The organism is Pseudozobellia thermophila, assembly GCF_900141855.1.
Taxonomy (GTDB): Bacteria; Bacteroidota; Bacteroidia; order Flavobacteriales; family Flavobacteriaceae; genus Pseudozobellia; species Pseudozobellia thermophila.
Map to the genome: position 1 here is coordinate 367,623 of NZ_FQYU01000001.1, position 20,220 is coordinate 387,842.

Here is a 20,220-nt window from a genome sequence, read left to right on the forward strand (position 1 = left end):
TTTATCGAAAAAAAGCGTCAATACGCCCGCTCGTTCTTACCTTCATAAAAGTTGATAAAGGCCCTGTTGACCACCTTATTGCCACCCGGGGTCGGGTAATCTCCCGTAAAATACCAGTCCCCCAAATTTTTAGGGCAGGCCAGATGAAGGTTGTCTATGGTCTGGTAAATGATCTGTACCTCTGCCTTAATATCATCCGGACTCAACAATTCACCTATTTTCCTCGAAATTTCCTCGGGTGTAAAGGGCGCATAAAACTCCTTGACATAGTTGATCACCTCACTATCCTTACTGCTTACCTGCTGCAGGCATTTTTCATAAATATCATCCACGACGTTCATGGTCAATCGCTCTTGGTGAAGGGCCAAGGCCGCCTTAAAGGCAACAAAATCCTCTAATTTTGCCATATCAATACCATAGCAATCGGGGTATCGGATCTGCGGGGCCGAAGAGACCACGATTATCTTTTTCGGCGACAGCCTGTCCAATATACGGAGTATACTCCTTTTAAGGGTGGTTCCCCTAACTATACTGTCATCGATAATGACCAGGTTATCGCCTTTCTTTACCGAACCGTACGATATATCGTAAACATGGGTAACCAAATCGTCCCTACTACTGTCTTGGGTAATAAAGGTCCGTAATTTGGCATCCTTAATGGCTACTTTCTCGATGCGGGGCCTGATTTCCAAAATAGAATGCAGTTCCTCGCTCGTAATTTTAGACCCGATCGACAATATCTGTTCTTCCTTACGCTTGTTCAGGTAATTCTGGGCTTCCTTGACCATACCGAAAAACGAGGTTTCTGCCGTATTGGGTATATAGGAGAATACGGTGTTCTTGATGTCGTGGTCGATGGCCTTAAGAATTTGCGGGAACAGAAGTTTCCCCAGTTCTTTTCGCTCTTGGTAAATTTCCTTGTCGCTTCCCCTGGAAAAATAGATGCGTTCAAACGAACAGGCCTTTCTTTCGACGGGCGGTAAGATTTCCTTGATCGAAAAGCTTCCGTTCTTCTTGATTATGATGGCATGTCCGGGATCGAGTTCGATAACGTCCTCGTATTTTACATTGAAAACGGTTTGTATGGCCGGTCTTTCCGAGGCCACTACGACCACTTCGTCATCTTGATAGTAATAGGCCGGCCTGATTCCTGCGGGATCCCTCAACACGAACGCGTCGCCGTGGCCCAAAAGCCCTGCCATGGCATAGCCCCCGTCCCAGTTTTTTGCCGCGCGCTTTAGGATCTTGTTGAGTTTCAGGCGCTCCGCAATCAAGGGCGAAGCCTCTTGTTTGGTATACCCCTCTTTTTTTATCTGTTTGTAAAGCTTGGCGACGGCATCATCGAGAAAATGGCCTATCTTTTCCATTACGGTTACCGTATCGGCCATTTCCTTGGGGTGCTGCCCCAATTGCACCAAGTTGTCGAAAAGCTCGTCGACATTGGTCATGTTAAAGTTTCCGGCAACGATAAGGTTACGGTGCATCCAATTGTTTTGGCGCAAAAACGGGTGTACGCTTTCTATACTGTTCTTGCCAAAAGTGCCGTACCTAACGTGCCCCAACAATACCTCTCCAATGTATGGGATATTCTTCTTCTGCCAGGCGACATCGTCGCCATGATCGGGGTGTTTTGCCAACGTAGAGTTGATCCTATCGTTGATCTGGGCAAAAATATCCTGAATAGGCTGTTGTTCACACGACCTTACCCTGCTCATGTAACGCTCGCCCGGGGCCACGTCGAGTTTAATACTAGCGAAACCGGCACCATCTTGGCCTCGGTTGTGCTGCTTCTCCATCATCAGGTACATCTTATTTACACCGTAAAAGGCCGTACCGTATTTCTTTTTGTAGTACTCCAATGGCTTTAAAAGGCGTATAACCGAAATACCACATTCGTGCTTGATAGCGTCACTCATTTTATATCCCTTCTGTATTAAAAAAGCCCCAAATATACTGGGGCGTGTTTTACTTTAATTCTATATCAAACTGGGTGAGGGCCTTGAACTCGTGCAATCTCTTGTTGACCTCTTCCCTCTTTAAATCTTTCATTCGCCCGGTCCCGAATTTTTCTACACAAAACGAAGCCAAGTTCGAACCGTGGATGACGGCATTTTTGAGGTTGTTGAACGACAGGTCTTGTGTGGCCGCCAAATACCCCGTGAATCCCCCGGCAAAAGTATCGCCGGCACCCGTAGGGTCGAATACCTCTTCCAAAGGGAGAGCGGGTGCAAAGAACACTTGCTCTTTATGGAATAAAAGCGCACCGTGTTCCCCTTTTTTGATGACAACGTATTCAGGGCCCATCTTTTGGATGGCCTCGGCCGCCTTGACCAGGGAATACTCTTCGGTCAATTGACGTGCCTCTTCATCGTTGATGGTAATCACATCGATATGCTTGATAACCTCTTGCAGTTCGGACAGGGCGTGGTCCATCCAAAAATTCATGGTATCCAAGACGATCAACCTGGGCCGCGTTTCCATCTGCTCGATCACGCCCATTTGAACGGCCGGGTGCAGATTGCCCAACATGACTACTTCGGCATCCTTATAGCCATCGGGCACTATCGGATTGAAATCTGCCAAGGTATTCAGGTCGGTGATAAGGGTATCCCTGGAGTTCAGGTCGTTGTGATATTTACCCTTCCAATAGAAGGTCTTGCCCCCCGTAACGATTTCGATTCCCGAAAGGTCGACTCCCTTTTCCCTTAAAATATCCAGATATTCGCTTGGAATATCGTCGCCTACGATGGAAACAATGGCCGAATCTACCTCAAATTGGGAGGCGGCCAAACCGATATAGGTAGCGGCACCGCCCAAAATTTTCCCCGTTTTCCCGAAGGGAGTCTCGATTTCATCAATGGCAACTGTACCTACTATCAGAAGTTTGCCCATAAAGTCTTAGAATTTTGCTGCAAATATACAGTTTTGGGACTCGAATTTATCCTCGGAAGGGCATCAAATTTCAAAAATCGGCCAACGGTCTATTTTCTTCCAAAATCTGCAGGTATTTCGCCCCAAGCCTTGGTTTCCCATTTTACGATCGGTGTATCGTAGGAATTGTTCTCCAACCAATGCAGCGCCCTGCGTATCATATCAAAAAGCGCCTTGTTCTCCTTGGTCTCCTTCAATTTGGTATTGCAGGTCTTTTTGCGCACCCAGCTCATGGCGGTTCTCGAATCGGTATAGATAATGCGCTTGCTGTTGTTCTGCTTTAAATAGGCCAAGCCGTGCACAATGGCCAAAAACTCGCCAATATTGTTCGTGCCCTGGGCAAAGGGCCCTTGCCGAAAGAGCCTTTTACCGGTCTTGGTATCGACTCCCTGGTATTCCATTGTCCCGGGGTTGCCGCTCGATGCCGCATCTACCGATATCGAATTGTAATTGGGACTGCCGTACTTTAGGCGCTCTTGCGGAGAGAGCACGGGCGCGGTTTTTTTCGTCCCCTTGTAATCGTCGTAGTTTCCGTTGTATGCCTTTTTCGCCTCCGCGAAAGTGGCGAACGACTTGTATTGGGCTCCCTTGACTCCCGAAATGGCCGCCTTGCAGTCTTTCCATGTGGTATAGATCCCGGGTCGCTTTCCTTTCCAAACGGTATAGAACTTTTCTTTTTTAGCCATTCGTTTCAGCCAACAGTTTTTCTATTACTTTCGGAAAATGTTCATACTCCAGGTCATGTACCTTGGCGGCGATGGCTTCCGGACTGTCATCGGCCCCGACCGGGGTTTTGGCCTGAAAAATCACGGCCCCTTCGTCGTAATTCCCGTTTACATAATGGATGGTAATGCCCGTTTCCCTTTCATTGTTCGCTTTGACCGCCTTGTGCACCCGATCTCCGTACATGCCCTTTCCTCCGTATTTGGGCAGTAAGGCAGGGTGGATGTTGATGATCTTATCGGGAAAGTCCGCAATGATATTGTCCGGTATTTTCCACAGGAAACCCGCCAGAACGATCAGGTCGGGACGGAGCGTTTTCAAAATGTGAAGCACCAAATCGGATTCGGCAAATGAATTCCTGTTAAAATACAGGGCGTTTATATTGAGCCGGTCGCAACGGTCCAACACCTTGGCGTTTCTCTTATTGGTCAGTACGGCCGCCACCTCGACCACCGGGCTGTCTTCGAAAAACCTTACTATATTTTCTACATTAGACCCCGAGCCCGAGGCAAAAAGCACAATGCGTTTCGTTTTCAAAAGATTAAGGGTTTAAACTACTCGATTAATGAATTGCCTTTTTCCAAATTTGCCCCAAGTGGGACAAGGACCAGGTATATTCTACCCATATGCTCCCCTCCGTTAGCCATCCTTTTAGGGCAAGGCACTGCAAAAATATTTGGGGCGAAAATAGTACTCTTGCATTTAAATTTAGTAAATTACCATACATTTTATCGGTTAATGGTGTTATTCAACCAAAGTTTTTTATTTTTGCCAACAATTTAAATTTAAAACCAATTTTATTATGTCAGACATTGCATCAAGAGTAAAAGCTATCATCGTTGATAAATTAGGTGTTGATGAAAACGAAGTGGTAACGGAAGCTAGCTTTACAAACGACCTAGGGGCAGATTCTTTGGATACAGTGGAGTTGATTATGGAGTTCGAGAAAGAATTTGATATCCAAATCCCAGACGATCAAGCTGAGAACATCGCAACGGTTGGCCAGGCCATTAGTTATATAGAAGAAGCGAAGTAATCTTTATGATTCTTTAAAATAGAGATTTAAAATTATCCATGTGGTAACCTTATCGCATGGATAATTTTTTTTAATTTACGGTTGGCTTAAAAACATAACGAAAAATTAAGTTCAATGCAATTAAAGCGAGTAGTAGTTACCGGACTTGGGGCATTAACGCCCATAGGCAATAATATCGAAGAATATTGGGAGGGGCTTAAAAGTGGAAAAAGCGGTTCGGCTCCCGTTACTTATTACGACACCGAAAAATTCAAGGTCAAATTTGCATGCGAACTTAAAAACTACAATGCGGAAGACCATTTTGACCGAAAGGAGGCGCGTAAACTGGATCGTTTCGCCCAGTACGCCTTGGTGTCGTCCGACGAGGCCATCAAAGATTCGGGCCTAAAAATAGAAAACTTGGACAAATTTCGCGTAGGCGTTATTTGGGGCGCCGGTATCGGCGGGTTGGAAACCTTTCAAAACGAGGTCATCAATTTTGCCAATGGTAACGGCACACCCCGGTTCAACCCCTTCTTCATACCCAAAATGATTGCAGATATCGCCCCTGGGCATATCTCTATCAAGCACGGTTTTATGGGGCCCAACTATACCACCGTTTCGGCCTGTGCCTCATCGGCCAACGCCTTGATAGACGCCCTGAACTATATCCGTTTAGGCCATTGCGACGTCATCGTTTCCGGAGGAAGCGAGGCCGCGGTCACCATCGCCGGTATGGGAGGTTTTGGCGCCATGCATGCCCTATCGACCCGAAACGACAGTCCGGAAACCGCATCAAGGCCCTTTGATGCCACACGTGACGGATTTGTACTGGGCGAAGGTGCAGGAGCCCTTATTCTCGAAGAATACGAGCACGCCAAGGCCCGGGGGGCAAAAATATATGCCGAGGTTGCCGGAGGCGGACTTTCGAGCGATGCCTACCACATGACGGCACCACACCCCGATGGCATTGGGGTTGTCCAGGTGATGAAAAACTGCCTGCGCGATGCCGGCCTAAAACCCGAAGATGTCGATGCCATCAATACCCACGGCACCTCGACCCCCTTGGGCGACGTGGCCGAACTAAAAGCCATAAGCGAGGTATTCGGCGATCACGCCCCGAGCATCAATATCAATTCGACCAAATCGATGACCGGGCACTTATTGGGGGCTGCCGGCGCCATTGAGGCCATAGCCTCGATCCTGGCCATGGAAAACGGTATCGTACCGCCCACGATCAACCATTCGGTGGTCGATGAAAATATCGACCCCAATCTGAACCTGACGCTGAACAAGGCCCAGAAACGCGAAGTCAATGTGGCATTGAGCAACACTTTTGGCTTCGGCGGCCACAATGCCTGTGTGATTTTCAAAAAAATAAGCGAGTAACACCAATGGGGTTTCCTTCAAACATATTTAATTCCCATTCTAAACAGGATGGGGATTTTTTTTTGGGGATGACCAAGATTCTAGGATTCAAACCCAAGAACATCGAAATATACAAAAGAGCCTTCTTGCACCGATCGGCCAATCAAAAGGACAAGAAAGGCGTTCCCATGAACTACGAGCGCCTGGAGTTTTTGGGCGATTCGATGTTGGGCACCATTATTTCCAAATACCTTTTTGACGAAGTTCCCGAAGGAGACGAGGGCTATTTGACCAAAATGCGGTCGAAAATTGTAAGCCGCAAACACCTGAACGAACTGGGCAAGGACCTGGGACTCATCAGTTTTGTAAAAAGCAGGATACCGAAATCCCATTTCGGTGAAAACATTCACGGCAACGTCTTCGAGGCCTTGGTAGGGGCCATCTACCTCGACCGAGGCTATAAATACTGCGAAAAATTTATCAGCGAAAGGGTCGTAGAGCCGTACGTCGATATAGAACAGCTCGAAGGAAAGGTCATCAGTTACAAGAGCTTGGTGATCGAATGGTGCCAAAAACAGAAAAAAACCTTTAATTTCAACGTTTACGAGGATACCGGCAATGATGAGCTCAAACACTTTGCCGTTAAACTGAGTATTGGAGGCAAGATCATGGCCAAGGCAAGGGCGACCTCCAAGAAGAAGGCCGAGGAAAGGGCCTCAAAAAGGGCATACTACGCCCTTCAGGACAAAATGGACAAATCATAGATTTTTTCATTTATGTAACTAAAACGTTATAGAATGCCAAAATTTGGCTTTCACCCTAACTAACCTAGGCGTTGTTCTGTATTAATATTATATTTGCTGCTTTCTGTGCCTATGGTAGCCACACATAAAATGTCGATTGATTTTTACGAAGATTCTTTCGATTTGATTGCCCTACACAGCAGTCTTGAAGATTATGCCATGGCCTACGCGCTCAACCTATATCTAAAATCGAACTTTAGAAGAAGGCGTAAAGATCTTGAAATATCGAACGATATAGCGGTTTCCATTTTTGAATGGAGGGATGATATCAACGATAGGTATTGGACCTTTTTCCCGAACCACAGCGTACGGGAAGATACCTCCGACCGAATGGACCTTTTCAGTAATGAGCCCGCTTATTCAATGTTTACCATGGTTCCGGAACACCGCGATGTAGATTATTTTATCAAGATCGAGCACGACGATGGCGCCAGTAGTACAGAAAAGCTTTTGAAAACATTGTTGACCGTACCGAACATCGTTACGGCCTACCGTATAGATACTGACAAACTAAAATCAAAGAACAATTTAATTTATTAAGCCAATGCCTAGCAACAAGAAGACAAAGATAGTAGCCACCCTCGGACCGGCCACTAGCACCAAAGAGGTATTAAGAGAGATGATCGAAGCTGGCGTAGATGTCTTTCGCATAAATTTTTCACATGCCAACTACGACGACGTTACCGAACGCATCAATATAATCCGTGAACTCAATGAAGAATTGGGAACCTATACCTCTATCCTTGCCGACCTGCAAGGGCCGAAACTTCGCGTGGGCGTAATGTCGGGTGAGGTGGTAGTTGCCCCGGGCGACGAGATAACCTTTGTAACGGGAGAGCCGTTCGAGGGCACCAAGGAGAAGGTATATATGAACTATTCCGCCTTTCCAAAAGACGTAAAGGCCGGCGAACGGATCTTGTTGGACGACGGTAAGCTGATGTTCGAAGTAGTAAATACCAACGGGGAAGACGAGGTCAAGGCCAAAGTGATCCAAGGAGGGCCTCTGAAATCCAAAAAAGGGGTGAACCTTCCCAATACGAACATTTCATTGCCCGCATTGACCGAAAAGGACATTAAGGATGCCATTTTTGCCGTTTCCAAAAATGTAGATTGGATCGCCCTTTCCTTTGTTCGCTTCAGTCAAGACCTTATCGATTTACAGAATTTGATCAAGGAGCATTCGGATGTCAAAATTCCGATCATCGCCAAAATTGAAAAACCCGAAGCGGTAGAGAACATCGATAAGATAGTGGCCTATTGCGACGGTTTGATGGTTGCCCGAGGCGATTTGGGCGTCGAGGTGCCCGCCCAAGAGGTACCCTTGATCCAAAAGCAGCTTGTACTGCGCGCCAAAAGGGCCCGTATTCCCGTAATCATCGCCACCCAAATGATGGAAACCATGATTACAAGCCTTACCCCTACCCGTGCCGAGGTAAACGATGTGGCCAACTCGGTAATGGACGGGGCCGATGCCGTCATGCTTTCCGGCGAAACGTCGGTCGGAAACTATCCCGTACAGGTCATCAATAAAATGGCGAGTATTCTCGAAAGCGTAGAAGGTTCAGAGCTGATCCAAGTGCCCCACGATCCGCCCCATATCCGCACCAAACGCTACATTACAAAATCAATTTGCTACCATGCCGCCATAATGGCCAACGAAATTAAGGCCAAGGCCATCTCTACCTTGACCAATAGCGGGTACACCGCATTTCAAATCTCTGCTTGGCGCCCCAGTGCCCATATTTTGGTCTTCACCGATAACAAGCGCATATTGACACAATTGAATCTTTTGTGGGGCGTAAAGGCCTTCTATTACGACAAATACGTGACCACCGATGAAACCATCGACGATGTCAACCAAATAGCTTGTGAAAAAGGCCTTTTGGAGGCGGGCGATATGCTTATCAGCTTGGCCGCCATGCCCATTAGGGACAAAGGGATGGTGAATACCCTACGGGTAACCGAGATTGAAAGTAGCGATTTTTAACCCGTTGCAGCCTTAAAACGGCAATTCGAATTAAAAAATTTGCCCCTTACCAATTGGTAGGGGGCTTTTTTTTTGGAAATACCCGGCCTAGATCAAGCAAAAGGTGGCCGTATCGAAAAACCAGGGCGATGTTATTCCTTAATTAGTACGGTCTGTACCTCGCCGCTGTTTTCCTTTTCCCTTTCGTTGGCAAGATCTTCGAGTTCGGACTCAACGGTGCACGAAAAAGCCGTCGTTGAGACCAAGGTCAGCAAACATAGCCTTAATAGTGATAATTTCATGGTTTTTGATTTGGGTCAAATTGGATAATATTAATGTAAAACTGATCTATACCCCATTTATTGTGTTCGAACACACCTTAAGGCCATCGAAGAAACACCCTTTTTGGGAGCGACATATCGACCTTACCTCTACTTTAATCTTTTTTTATGATTTGATATTGGTCTAAAATCAAGAGAGTAGTAGCTTTGTACACTAAAAAATATTGCTATCATAGTCGATTTTATAATTGCAGTTCTCTGGAGTCTGTCCCCCTTCGGGGAAGCCAAGGCCGGTATTCCCTACGGAATGCTAAAAGGCCTGAACGTGTATTTGGTATTTGTTACCTGTTTTTTGGCCAACGTGCTCGTGTTTCCCCTGATGCTTTTCTTTCTCGATAAGATCAACAAATACTTTTTGCGTTGGTTTTTCTATAAAAAATCGGCCATTTATGTAGCCCGAAGGGCGAAAACCGGTTCGGGTGAAAAAATCAAAAAATTCGGGTTTTGGGGCCTGATTCTTTTTGTAATGATTCCTTTGCCGGGAACGGGGGTCTATGCAGGAAGCATTGCCACCTACCTCTTTAAAATTGAGCGGAAAAAAGCTTTTTGGGCCAATACCATAGGTATTTTTCTTTCTTCGGCCATTGTATGGTCGGCCACGCTAATCTCTATGAAAAGTATGGGCAGCGCTTAATTGCCCAAGCACGGCAACCTTTTGCGACTATCTTATTCTATGGCCAGGATTTCAATTTCCTTTCCGCCAAAAACGATATGTTCGCCCACTGACTTTCCCAGGAGGGACCGGCCTATGGGGGTGGCGATGGAAATACAGAAGACCGGCCGTCGTCCCACGCTTGCCTCTCCTGCCGAAACGGCCAAAAAATAGTCGGCCATCGTCGTTTTTACCAAGCTGCCCAAGGCAGCCGTATCGCTTGCTCCGGTGATTTTTACCCGGCCCAGTACCTCTTTCATTTTTTCGGCCTCGCCCAGTTGACGTCCTAGTTTTTCCCGCTCCAACTGCAGCATGGCCCGGCCCGTTTCGTGCTTGTCCCCGGCCGAGCTCTTGGTCTCGCTTTGAAGCGATTCTTGAACGCTGGCTATGTTCTTGCGTATTCGGGCAAGCCTACCCTCTACGAAGGCCGTACAGTGGTCGAGAAGTTGTTGCTTTGCCGTCAACCCTATCAATGTGAATCGCGTTCGACCTTTGAACCTGATCCCCCGACCAGAAAATCGAGATCGGCGCCCTTATCGGCCTGTTCGACATGGTCGATATACAGCTTAACGTAGCCACGATCCGCCAAGGGTTCCGGAGCCACCCACGCCTTTCTTCTCTTTTCGAGCTCTTCGTCCGGTACATCCAAATGCAACTTTCTTTTTTCAACATCGAGTTCGATCAGATCCCCATCGCGTACCAAGGCCAGATTACCCCCTACCGTTGATTCAGGTGAGACATGCAGTACCACGGTACCGCCGGCGGTACCGCTCATGCGACCGTCCGAAATACGCACCATGTCCTTTACACCCTGCAAAATAAGTTTCTCGGGCAGGTCGACGTTGCCTACCTCGGGCATTCCGGGGTAGCCCTTCGGCCCCACCCCCTTAAGTACGATAACACTGTCTTTATCAATATCGAGATCGGGATCGTCTATTCGGTTGTGGTAGTCTTCCATCGTCTCGAAGACAACCGCCCTTCCCCTATGCCGCATTAAGTGCTTTGAGGCGGCAGATGGCTTTATTACCGATCCATTTTCAGAAAGATTGCCCTTCAGGACAGCTATCCCCGCTTCTTCTTGCAGCGGGTTTTCCAAGGTGCTTATTACTTGGTCGTTATAACAGACCGCATCGGCATAATTAGCACCCAACGTCTTGCCATTGACCGTAATTACCTCATTGTGCAACAAGGGTTTAAGGCGGTTCAGCACGACGGGAAGTCCGCCCGCGTAAAAGAAATCCTCCATCAGATAGTTTCCGGAGGGTTTAAGGTTGACCAACAAGGGTACCTTGCTCCCATGGGTATCGAAATCCTCCAACTTCAAATCCACCCCGATCCTACCGGCGATAGCGGTCAAGTGTACGATCAGATTGGTCGAACCCCCAACGGCCGAGTTGGTAACGATGGCGTTTTCAAAGGCCTCACGGGTCAATATCTTTGAGAGCTTTAGGTCTTCCCTTACCATCTCGACAATTCGTCTACCTGACAATTGGGCGAACATCTTTTTTCTCGAGTCTGCGGCGGGTATCGATGAAAATCCGGGCAGGGTAAGCCCTAGGGCCTCTACCATGGTCGCCATGGTAGAGGCGGTACCCATGGTGTTGCAATGGCCGATACTCCGCGAAAGGCAGACCTCCGCTTCCCGAAAATCGGCATCGGTAAAACCTTCTTTTTTCTGTTTCTCCTTCACCATCCAGTTCATAGAGCCCGACCCGATCTTTTCTCCCCTAAAACGGCCGCTTAACATCGGTCCTCCGGGAACTACAATGGTCGGAAGGTCTACACTACAGGCTCCCATTACGGTAGAGGGCGTCGTTTTGTCGCAACCGGTCAAAAGTACTATCCCATCCAAGGGATTCGCCCGTATGGATTCTTCCGTATCCATACTTGCCAGGTTTCTGAACAACATGGTGGTGGGCCTCATTATGGTCTCCCCCAGGCTCATTACCGGAAATTCCATGGGAAACCCGCCCGCTTCAAGTATACCGCGCCTGACAATTTCGGCAACATCGCGCAAATGCCCGTTGCAGGGGGTCAGTTCAGACCAAGTATTGCATATGCCTATTACCGGCTTTCCCTCGAAGTAATCGTCGGGATAACCTTGGTTTCGCAGCCAGGAACGGTGCGTAAAATTCATTTTCTTGTTGTCGCTGTTGAACCATTCGGAACTGCGAAGTTTCTTTTTTTCGGCCATTGAATTCAAGTTGGAGTTTTGATAGGATTAAAGTAATGATATTCAAGCAGACAAACAACGGCCCCCTCAAATAAGCAAACCCGTACGTTGAACTAAATAAGATCGGCCGTTTCCTTGCCCACCTGGCTTCCGATGGCTATGCCCATACCGCCCAACCTAACCCCGCAAAACACCCCATCGGAAAGTTGTTTGACAAGGGGGCGCTTCTGATCGCCCATGCCCATGATGCCGCTCCACCTCCGTTCGATCTCGAAAGGCAGCCCGGGCAAGATCATTTCCTTGAGCAGTTGTTCGAGCCGCGCTTGAACCCTCTCGGTTTGGCCGAACGCCGTAGTTTCCTCGGCCTTGAAATCAAGGTTTCTGCCCCCGCCGAAGAGCAGGCGGTCGTGTACGTTCCTAAAATAGTAAAAGCCCTTGTCGAAATGGAAGGTACCCTTAACATGGAGGCCCTTAATGGGTTTTGTCAACAACACCTGGGCCCTTGCCGGCCTAACCTCTTCGTTCAGAAGACGCCCGGCAAAGCCGTTCGTGGCCAAGATGAGTTTTTTGGTCTTGAATTCGAATCGATCGGTCTTTACCGCAACAAAATGCACATGGTCGTCGAAGGCCTCGACATCGACGGAATTCAAGATGGTCACCCCTGCCTTTTGTACCCGGCCCAGAAGGGCCATCATCATCTTGCCCGTATCGATCTGGCCTTCGTAGGCGTGGCTGATATAGTTTTCCCCAACTTGTTTGAAACGGTAGCTATTGGGGCGTACACTAAAGGCATTCGCCTTAAAGACGGGGTGCAAAAGCCCGTTGACATAGTCCAATTTATTCAGGCAAAGTTCATAGGTCACGGAATTCCCACGGGGAAACAGCTCATGGCCGCCGTGCCGTTGATAGTCTATGGATGCATCGCCCAGGCTTCGACGGAGCAGTCGGATGCCCTCCCAGCGCTTTTTGACCAGTTCGCGCACTTCTTCCTCGGTGTGATGGCGCAAGTCGTCAAGAATCTCCGAAATGCTTCCAAAACAGGCAAAACCCGCATTCTTGGTGCTGGCCCCTTGCGGGAAGGTCCCTTTTTCGAGCACTATGATTTTGGCCTTTGGAAAGCGTTTCTTTAAATGCAAGGCGCAACTCAGACCGGTAATGCCACTGCCGACAATGGTAAAGTCGACGTTGGAGAGCCAGGTGTTGTATTCCCAATAACTTAAGTTCATGCTTCGCATCGCCTTGCATCAAAAATACCGTGATCAAAGGTAAGCACCTTGTACAAAAAACCCCGAACAATATCGGGGCTTTCCTTTAATCTTCCTTTTCGGGCTTCATTTCAAAATCTTCCATAAACTTGGTGGTGTAGTTACCGGCCAAGTAATCGGGATGATCCATTAACTGCCTGTGAAAGGGGATGGTCGTTTTTACCCCTTCGATAACGAACTCGTCGAGGGCTCGCTTCATCTTATTGATGGCCTCTTCCCTGGTCTGGGCGGTAGTGATCAATTTGGCGATCATCGAATCGTAGTTCGGCGGGATGTTGTACCCGCTATAGACGTGGGTGTCCATTCGCACCCCGTGTCCGCCCGGAATGTGCAAGGTAGTTATTCTACCGGGTGAGGGCCTAAAGTTGTTGTAGGGATCCTCGGCGTTGATCCGGCACTCTATGGAATGAAGTTTGGGCAAATAGTTCTTGCCCGAAATCGGAACCCCACCGGCCACCAAGATCTGCTCCCGGATCAAATCATAGTCGATTACCTGTTCGGTGATAGGGTGCTCTACCTGAATTCGGGTATTCATCTCCATAAAGTAGAAGTTGCGGTGCTTGTCGACCAAAAACTCGATGGTTCCGGCTCCTTCGTACTTGATATATTCGGCGGCCTTTACGGCGGCCTTGCCCATTTCGTCGCGAAGCTTGTCGGTCATAAACGGAGAAGGTGTTTCTTCGGTCAGCTTTTGATGCCTGCGCTGAATGGAACAATCCCTTTCCGACAAGTGACAGGCCTTTCCGTACTGGTCGCCCACAATCTGTATCTCGATGTGCCTGGGCTCCTCGATCAACTTTTCCATGTACATACCGCCATTGCCGAAGGCGGCAGTCGCCTCTTGTACGGCACTTTCAAAATTACTTTCCATTTGGTCTTCCGACCAAATCGCGCGCATTCCCTTGCCCCCGCCACCTGCGGTGGCCTTTATCATAACCGGATAGCCCATTTTCTTGGCCTCCTTCTTGGCGTGCTCCACATCTTTCAGCAAGCCCTCCGAACCCGGTACGGTAGGTACTCCCGCCTTTCTCATGGTTTCCTTGGCCGTGGCCTTGTCGCCCATGCGGTCTATCTGCTCGCCCGAGGCGCCGATAAACTTAATATCGTGCTCCGCACAGATTTTGGAAAACTTTGAATTTTCAGAGAGAAAACCATACCCGGGGTGTATGGCGTCTGCATTGGTAATTTCAGCAGCGGCAATGATATTGGGTATCTTGAGGTACGATTCGCTACTGGGCGCCGGACCGATACATACCGCTTCGTCGGCAAACCGCACGTGTAGACTTTCTTCATCTGCCTTGGAGTATACTGCAACGGTCTTAATACCCATTTCCTTACAGGTCCTAATTACCCGTAATGCTATCTCTCCCCTGTTGGCAATCAGTATTTTTTTGAACATAACTTTTAAAATTAAAAGCCAAATTGCAAGTACCGAACCCCAAGGATAAAACCAGGGTTCAGGATTTGTTATTTGGGGTTAGTAAACTAGGAAGGGTCTACCAAGAACAATGGCTGGTCAAATTCTACCGGGGAGGAATCCTCCACCAAAATCTTCACGATCTTACCCGAAACTTCCGATTCGATATCATTGAAAAGCTTCATTGCCTCTATCACACAGAGCACATCGCCTTGCGAAATCGTACTTCCCACTTCGACAAACGGATCTTTGTCGGGTGCGGGTTTGCGGTAAAAGGTACCGATAATGGGCGATTTGATGGTAATGTACTTCGAATCGTCGTCTTTCTTTTCCTCGGAACCCGAAGACGCCGCCTCTTGGGCCGGGGCCGAGGCTTGGACAGGTGCCGCATGCGCCAAGGGCGCCTGGGCCACAGGTATCTGTTGAACATAAGTAGTTTCCGAACTTGAATCGGAAGAACCGGTTTTGATGGTAATCTTAATATCTTCCATCTCCAACTTCACCTCACTGGCACCAGATTTCGCTACAAATCTAATAAGGCTTTGAATCTCTTTTATATCCATGAATTTGAGTTTGTTTAGTGATCTGAAAATTAATTATAGGCCCACTTAAGATAAATGGAGCCCCATGTAAAGCCTCCGCCGAACGCAGCGAAAACCAAGTTATCCCCTTTTTTCAACCGGTCTTCGAAATCGGCCAGTAATAGGGGCAGTGTTGCAGAAGTGGTATTTCCGTAACGGTGTATGTTCATTAAGACCTTTGAATTATCGAGTCCCATTCTATTGGCGGTCGCATCTATAATCCGCTTGTTTGCCTGATGGGGCACAAGCCAAGAAACGTCGGTATGTTCCAAATTGTTGCGTTTCATGATTTTTTCGGCGACATCGGCCATGTTCGACACGGCAAATTTAAAAACGGTTCTCCCGTCTTGATAAATATAGTGTTTGCCGTTTCTTACCGTTTCCTCGGTCGCCGGCATCAAGGATCCCCCGGCATCCATGCCCAGGTATTGTCTTCCGTTTCCGTCGGCCCTTAGGTATTCATCCTGCAACCCGAGTCCTTCTTCATTGGGCTCGAAGAGCACCGCTCCAGCCCCATCGCCGAATATGATACAGGTGGTTCGGTCGGTATAGTCTATGATCGACGACATTTTATCGGCCCCGATCAGCAATATTTTTTTATACCTGCCCGATTCTATGTAACCGGCTGCCGTAGACATCCCGAAAAGAAAACTGGAGCATGCGGCCAGAAGGTCGTAGGCAAAGGCGTTTGTAGCTCCGATCCGGGCCGCTACAAAGGCCGCCGTCGAGGCCACCATACTATCCGGTGTGGCCGTGGCCACAATAACCAAATCGATATCCTTTGGGTCTAAATTTCTCTTTTGAATAAGGTCGTTGGCCGCCTTGATCGCCAGGTAAGAACTTCCTTCCCCTTCCTCGGGTTTTAAAATCCGCCTTTCCTTGATACCTGTCCTGGAAACGATCCATTCGTCATTGGTCTCGACCATACCTTCCAGCATTTTGTTGGTCAGTACAAAATTGGGAACGTAAGCCCCTACAGCTGTAATTGCTGCTGTTGTTTTACTCATTCTAAAGTTGATTTGATATCAAAAACCTTCAAAAATGCCTGAAAATTGGTGAAAATTAATCATTTTCCAGCAATTTTTGCCCGAAATTCGGCCGTTTTTGAAATTATAGTTCCACATCGAATTTGCCGTACCTGGTCTCAATTGCCTTATAGCAACCTGTTTAGCCCGAACAAAAGTAAACCACATAAAAAAACTCCCGCTGGTATACATACGGGAGTTGGGTATTTTTTAACAGAAAGGCACGATTAAGCTTCTACTTCTTCGGTTTTATCGATCAATACTTGGCCTTTGTAATATAATTTTCCTTCGTGCCAGTGCGCCCTGTGGAACAAGTGCATCTCACCGGTAGTAGGATCGGTGGCCAAGGTAGGGGCGACCGCTTTATAATGGGTTCTTCTCTTGTCCCTTCTGGTTTTCGAAATTTTTCTCTTAGGATGTGCCATTTCTACTTATTTATCCGTTAACAGTTTCTTTAGTTCGTCCCAACGGGGATCGTTTTCTTTTATCGTTTCCTTGTCTTCCTTAGGTTGCAACTCTTCCAATCTTTTCAGCGCCTCTGATTGCAAAGAACCATCGACCACACCGGGATGTATACGTTTCTGCGGTACCGCGAGTACCAACATCTCATAAACATATTGGGCGATGTTGACCTGATGCTCTCCGTGGGGAATGACCAAGATTTCGTCATCCTCGTCGTTGAACTCTTCCCCGAACTTGACCACCAACTTCAATTCGGCGGCAATCGGTTGTTCATAAGGTTCCGCGGTCAGGTCGCAATTGATATTGACCGTGCCCTCGGCGTCCATCTCAAATTCGAGCATCGTGCCCATTTTGTTCAAGACGACATTTAAGGCAATGCCCGCACCATTGAACTCATCGTACCCAAAAGATTCAAAGAACTGGTTGTTAACCGTATAATCAAAATTGTGTTTTCCCTGCTTTAACCCCGAGAAAGGAATGCTAAACTCCTTTTGCTTCATCATCTCAACACGATTTTAAATATACAGGCCTAGTCAAAGGCGGGTGCAAAGATACTATTATTTAATAATATTGCAACCCTTTTTTATATGAAATCACCAGACTGTTAAAGTTTTAGGGGGCTTGATGCCAAGCTAACGTCTAACGCGTTGTTTTTGCAAGGGATTTTCGGTCAATTCTTGATACTCTTGACGGTTTTTGAAAATTTGCAGGGCCATAAAAACCGCTTCCTTAAAGGAGCTGTGGTCTGCCACGCCCTTTCCGGCTATTTCATAGGCCGTACCGTGGTCGGGAGAGGTGCGCACCTTGGATAGTCCCGCTGTAAAATTTACCCCTTTTCCAAAGGACAGGGTCTTAAAGGGAATCAGGCCTTGGTCGTGGTAAGCGGCCAACACCGCATCAAATTTCTTATAGGCATCGGAACCAAAAAAACTATCGGCCGAATAGGGGCCGAAAACCAGATGTCCGGCATCGGACATTTCCCTAATGACAGGTTTTAGCACTTCGTCGTCCTCCTTGCCGATAACCCCGTTGTCGCCGCTATGGGGGTTGATGCCCAACAAGGCGATTTTCGGGGCGCGGATGCGGAAATCCATCCGCAACGACTTTTCAATGGTTCTGACCTTGTTTCTGATCAGAATAGGGTTGATGGCCGAAGGGGCGTCCTTTACGGCAACGTGATCGGTAAGCAGGCCAACTTTGAGGCCTTCGGTTACCATAAACATCAGACTTTCGCCTTCGAGCTCTTGGGCCAAAAAGTCGGTATGGCCCGGAAACTTGAAATCATCGGCCTGAATGTTGTTCTTGTTAATCGGGGCCGTTACCAGCACGTCTATCTCATCGTTCTTAAGGGCCTCGACGGCCGCCCGTAGCGATTTGATTGCGTATTTGCCCACTTCCTGGCTGTCTTCGCCAAAATTGATGACCGGCACTTCCTTCCAAATATTGACCACGTTGATCTTTCCGTCCAAGGCCTTGGAGGCCTCCTGTATGCCGTGATAGTTGACATCTATGCCCAACTCCTTCTTTTGAAAGGCGATCGTTTTGTTCGAAGCGAAGAATACGGGCGTACAGAAATCGAGCATGCGGGCATCCTCAAAGGTCTTAAGCGCCACTTCGCACCCTATGCCGTTCAAGTCACCAATAGAAATACCCAGTTTTATTTTAGCCGTTTCCTGCATGTTATTCTTTACCTTTGCTTCAAATTTGTAATCTACAAAACTACTTAATTTCCACGGAACATGTTCACGGGCATTATCGAAACTTTGGGTACGGTGAAACAACTACGAAAAGAGGGCGAAAATTTGCACCTGACGGTGGCCTCCCCCCTTTCCTCCGAATTGAAGGTCGACCAAAGTGTGGCCCATAACGGGGTGTGCCTGACCGTTGTCGCGATCGAAGAGGACGCCTATACCGTTACCGCCATAGCCGAAACCCTTGAAAAAACGAACTTGGGGCAACTTCGCGTTGGCGACCGGATCAACCTCGAACGTGCCATGGTCATGGGTTCGCGCTTGGACGGCCATATCGTACAGGGCCATGTGGACCAGGTCGGTAGCTGTACCGCAGTCGAAGAAAAGGACGGCAGTTGGATTTTTTCCTTCGCCTACGATGCCTCAAAAGGAAACACCACCATCGAAAAAGGTTCCATAACCATAGACGGCACCAGTCTTACGGTGGTCGGTTCGGGCGCCGATTCGTTCAGCGTGGCCATTATACCCTACACTTACGAACACACCATTTTCAACACCTACAAGGTGGGCTCCCTGGTCAACCTCGAATTCGATGTTATCGGTAAATACGTGGCCAAACTACTTTCGCTGAAAAACACCTGAGCGGCAAACAAGGGACCGTTATACCTTAATAAAGATCTTTCGCTGGTACAGCACATAGGCCAGGCCACAGTAAAAGGCCACGACCGTTAGGCCGTAGAGCAATGAAGACATTTGCAGCGACATAAAATCATGTACATAGATGGTGTCGAACAACCAGCCGTGCAATGAGGTATCGCCTACCTTGATCATGCCGAGTACCTTGCTGATAAAACTCGACATAAAGTAAAGCACAATGGCATTGGCCCCCGCATACCTGAAAATGGTACCGAAACTTATTTTCCTGACATCGGTCAAATAGTAGATCAGGGCCAGAATAAGGTTTGCCCATCCTGCTGTTACCAATACAAAGCTACTGGACCATAAGGCTTTGTTAATGGGAAAGACCAAGTCCCAGAGATACCCGAGAATCAAGAAAGAGCCTCCTATGCCCATCAGCAGGGTAGCTTTTTTGGCCTGTTTCGAGACCAAAATGAGTCCCGTAAAAATGCCCAACAAGGCGCTTACGATCGAGGGAAGGGTGCTTAAAAGTCCTTCGGGATCATAGTCTTCCTTGTAACTGTGGCTTCCGAAAACCTGGACATCTATATAATTGGCCAGATTGTTCGGGGCCCTTTCAAAGGTAGGTTCCATCCCGTTTACGGGCACAAGGCCCATGATCAACCAATATCCGACCAGCAAAGCGATGGCAATACCGATCAAGGTCTTATAGTTAAAATTGAGAAAGAGCAGGGATGCAAAGAAAAAAACCACCCCTATGCGTTGCAAGACCCCGGGAAACCTGATGTCGGCAAAGTCCTTTACAAACGGAAAACTAAGGGTAAAGGCCCCCAAAAAGAGGCCCAGGCCGATCAGTTTAAGGGTTCTTACCACAATTTTCTTATACGTGCCCGCATTTACCGGCTTGTTTCTATAGGCAAAGACAATGGAGGTTCCTACGATGAACAAAAAAAACGGAAAAACAAGGTCGGTCGGGGTATAACCATGCCATTGGGCATGTCTTAGGGGGGCATAAACGGCTTTCCATGTTCCGGGGGTGTTGACCAGTATCATCAAAACAATGGTCATTCCCCGAAAGATGTCTACGGAGAGAATTCGATCCTTCATACTTAAACTTATCGGTGGTTTGGTTGAAATTTGAACTAAAGATAAGTTATTAAGTTCTTAT

22 protein-coding genes are annotated in these 20,220 nt (G+C 47.8%); 7 read left to right on the forward strand and 15 right to left on the reverse strand.

The genetic code is table 11. The annotated features are described in order from the left end of the window. Positions 1 to 17: 17 nt before the first annotated feature. From BUB37_RS01585 to purN, 4 genes are all read right to left on the reverse strand, one after another. Positions 18 to 1,916 carry an amidophosphoribosyltransferase gene (locus BUB37_RS01585; RefSeq protein ID WP_072987396.1) on the reverse strand — a complete coding sequence of 633 codons (1,899 nt, stop codon included), beginning with the start codon at positions 1,914 to 1,916 and terminating at the stop codon, positions 18 to 20. A gap of 49 nt (positions 1,917 to 1,965) precedes the next feature. Beyond that, positions 1,966 to 2,892: a PfkB family carbohydrate kinase gene (locus BUB37_RS01590; RefSeq protein WP_072987399.1), complete on the reverse strand. Its 927-nt coding sequence runs from the start codon at positions 2,890 to 2,892 to the stop codon at positions 1,966 to 1,968. Between the two features lie 89 nt (positions 2,893 to 2,981). Further along, on the reverse strand, positions 2,982 to 3,617 hold the full coding sequence (locus BUB37_RS01595; RefSeq protein WP_072987402.1) for a ribonuclease H1 domain-containing protein: 636 nt from the start codon (positions 3,615 to 3,617) through the stop codon (positions 2,982 to 2,984). After that, positions 3,610 to 4,191 (reverse strand): phosphoribosylglycinamide formyltransferase, encoded by a 582-nt coding sequence (gene purN, locus BUB37_RS01600; protein ID WP_072987405.1) that lies wholly within the window; start codon positions 4,189 to 4,191, stop codon positions 3,610 to 3,612. Before purN ends, BUB37_RS01595 begins: the two co-directional genes overlap by 8 nt. A 265-nt stretch (positions 4,192 to 4,456) precedes the next feature. Between purN and BUB37_RS01605 the strand changes: the two genes are divergently transcribed. The 5 genes from BUB37_RS01605 to pyk all read left to right on the forward strand — a co-directional run bounded on the left by BUB37_RS01605 (position 4,457) and on the right by pyk (position 8,827). Then, positions 4,457 to 4,690, forward strand: coding sequence for an acyl carrier protein (locus BUB37_RS01605; protein ID WP_008269813.1), 234 nt, complete (start codon positions 4,457 to 4,459; stop codon positions 4,688 to 4,690). A gap of 114 nt (positions 4,691 to 4,804) precedes the next feature. After that, entirely contained in the window at positions 4,805 to 6,058 is a 1,254-nt protein-coding gene (fabF, locus tag BUB37_RS01610; protein WP_072987408.1) for a beta-ketoacyl-ACP synthase II, read from the forward strand. Between the two features lie 5 nt (positions 6,059 to 6,063). Then, a complete protein-coding gene (rnc, locus tag BUB37_RS01615; protein ID WP_072987429.1) occupies positions 6,064 to 6,801 on the forward strand; it encodes a ribonuclease III in 738 nt (245 codons plus the stop codon). Between the two features lie 129 nt (positions 6,802 to 6,930). Then, the gene (locus BUB37_RS01620) at positions 6,931 to 7,380 is read left to right on the forward strand and encodes an IPExxxVDY family protein (RefSeq protein WP_244526690.1); all 450 of its coding nucleotides are present in this window, start codon (positions 6,931 to 6,933) and stop codon (positions 7,378 to 7,380) included. Between the two features lie 4 nt (positions 7,381 to 7,384). Beyond that, entirely contained in the window at positions 7,385 to 8,827 is a 1,443-nt protein-coding gene (gene pyk, locus BUB37_RS01625) for a pyruvate kinase (RefSeq protein ID WP_072987436.1), read from the forward strand. A 131-nt stretch (positions 8,828 to 8,958) separates the two neighbouring features. Here the strand turns inward: pyk and BUB37_RS21555 are convergent, their stop codons facing one another. Next, positions 8,959 to 9,108, reverse strand: a complete 150-nt coding sequence (locus BUB37_RS21555) for a hypothetical protein (RefSeq protein ID WP_170863100.1) — start codon at positions 9,106 to 9,108, stop codon at positions 8,959 to 8,961. A gap of 208 nt (positions 9,109 to 9,316) precedes the next feature. Between BUB37_RS21555 and BUB37_RS01630 the strand changes: the two genes are divergently transcribed. Further along, positions 9,317 to 9,781: a COG2426 family protein gene (locus BUB37_RS01630; protein WP_072987440.1), complete on the forward strand. Its 465-nt coding sequence runs from the start codon at positions 9,317 to 9,319 to the stop codon at positions 9,779 to 9,781. Positions 9,782 to 9,813: 32 nt separating this feature from the next. On the opposite strand, the gene BUB37_RS01635 is transcribed toward BUB37_RS01630, so the two are convergent. From BUB37_RS01635 to pdxA, 9 genes are all read right to left on the reverse strand, one after another. Next, positions 9,814 to 10,272, reverse strand: coding sequence for a 3-oxoacyl-ACP synthase (locus tag BUB37_RS01635; protein WP_317616537.1), 459 nt, complete (start codon positions 10,270 to 10,272; stop codon positions 9,814 to 9,816). Then, the gene (locus tag BUB37_RS01640) at positions 10,269 to 11,993 is read right to left on the reverse strand and encodes an IlvD/Edd family dehydratase (RefSeq protein WP_072987446.1); all 1,725 of its coding nucleotides are present in this window, start codon (positions 11,991 to 11,993) and stop codon (positions 10,269 to 10,271) included. The genes BUB37_RS01635 and BUB37_RS01640 overlap by 4 nt, the downstream gene beginning before the upstream one ends. Before the next feature lie 92 nt (positions 11,994 to 12,085). Beyond that, positions 12,086 to 13,198, reverse strand: coding sequence for an NAD(P)/FAD-dependent oxidoreductase (locus BUB37_RS01645; RefSeq protein WP_072987449.1), 1,113 nt, complete (start codon positions 13,196 to 13,198; stop codon positions 12,086 to 12,088). A gap of 85 nt (positions 13,199 to 13,283) precedes the next feature. Further along, the gene (gene accC, locus BUB37_RS01650; protein WP_072987472.1) at positions 13,284 to 14,636 is read right to left on the reverse strand and encodes an acetyl-CoA carboxylase biotin carboxylase subunit; all 1,353 of its coding nucleotides are present in this window, start codon (positions 14,634 to 14,636) and stop codon (positions 13,284 to 13,286) included. An 86-nt stretch (positions 14,637 to 14,722) separates the two neighbouring features. Then, positions 14,723 to 15,217 (reverse strand): acetyl-CoA carboxylase biotin carboxyl carrier protein, encoded by a 495-nt coding sequence (accB, locus tag BUB37_RS01655; RefSeq protein WP_072987475.1) that lies wholly within the window; start codon positions 15,215 to 15,217, stop codon positions 14,723 to 14,725. A 29-nt stretch (positions 15,218 to 15,246) separates the two neighbouring features. Next, complete coding sequence (locus BUB37_RS01660; RefSeq protein WP_072987478.1) at positions 15,247 to 16,242, reverse strand: beta-ketoacyl-ACP synthase III; 996 nt, start codon at positions 16,240 to 16,242, stop codon at positions 15,247 to 15,249. A gap of 245 nt (positions 16,243 to 16,487) precedes the next feature. After that, entirely contained in the window at positions 16,488 to 16,685 is a 198-nt protein-coding gene (rpmF, locus tag BUB37_RS01670; protein ID WP_072987484.1) for a 50S ribosomal protein L32, read from the reverse strand. 6 nt (positions 16,686 to 16,691) lie between these two features. Beyond that, complete coding sequence (locus BUB37_RS01675; RefSeq protein ID WP_072987487.1) at positions 16,692 to 17,225, reverse strand: YceD family protein; 534 nt, start codon at positions 17,223 to 17,225, stop codon at positions 16,692 to 16,694. A 129-nt stretch (positions 17,226 to 17,354) separates the two neighbouring features. Then, positions 17,355 to 18,401, reverse strand: coding sequence for a 4-hydroxythreonine-4-phosphate dehydrogenase PdxA (gene pdxA / locus BUB37_RS01680; RefSeq protein WP_072987490.1), 1,047 nt, complete (start codon positions 18,399 to 18,401; stop codon positions 17,355 to 17,357). 60 nt (positions 18,402 to 18,461) lie between these two features. Here pdxA and BUB37_RS01685 point away from each other — a divergent pair, with 60 nt between their 5' ends. Beyond that, positions 18,462 to 19,055, forward strand: a complete 594-nt coding sequence (locus BUB37_RS01685; RefSeq protein WP_072987493.1) for a riboflavin synthase — start codon at positions 18,462 to 18,464, stop codon at positions 19,053 to 19,055. A gap of 18 nt (positions 19,056 to 19,073) precedes the next feature. Here BUB37_RS01685 and BUB37_RS01690 read toward each other — a convergent pair whose 3' ends face one another. Continuing rightward, entirely contained in the window at positions 19,074 to 20,159 is a 1,086-nt protein-coding gene (locus BUB37_RS01690; protein WP_072987515.1) for an acyltransferase family protein, read from the reverse strand. Positions 20,160 to 20,220: the final 61 nt, after the last annotated feature.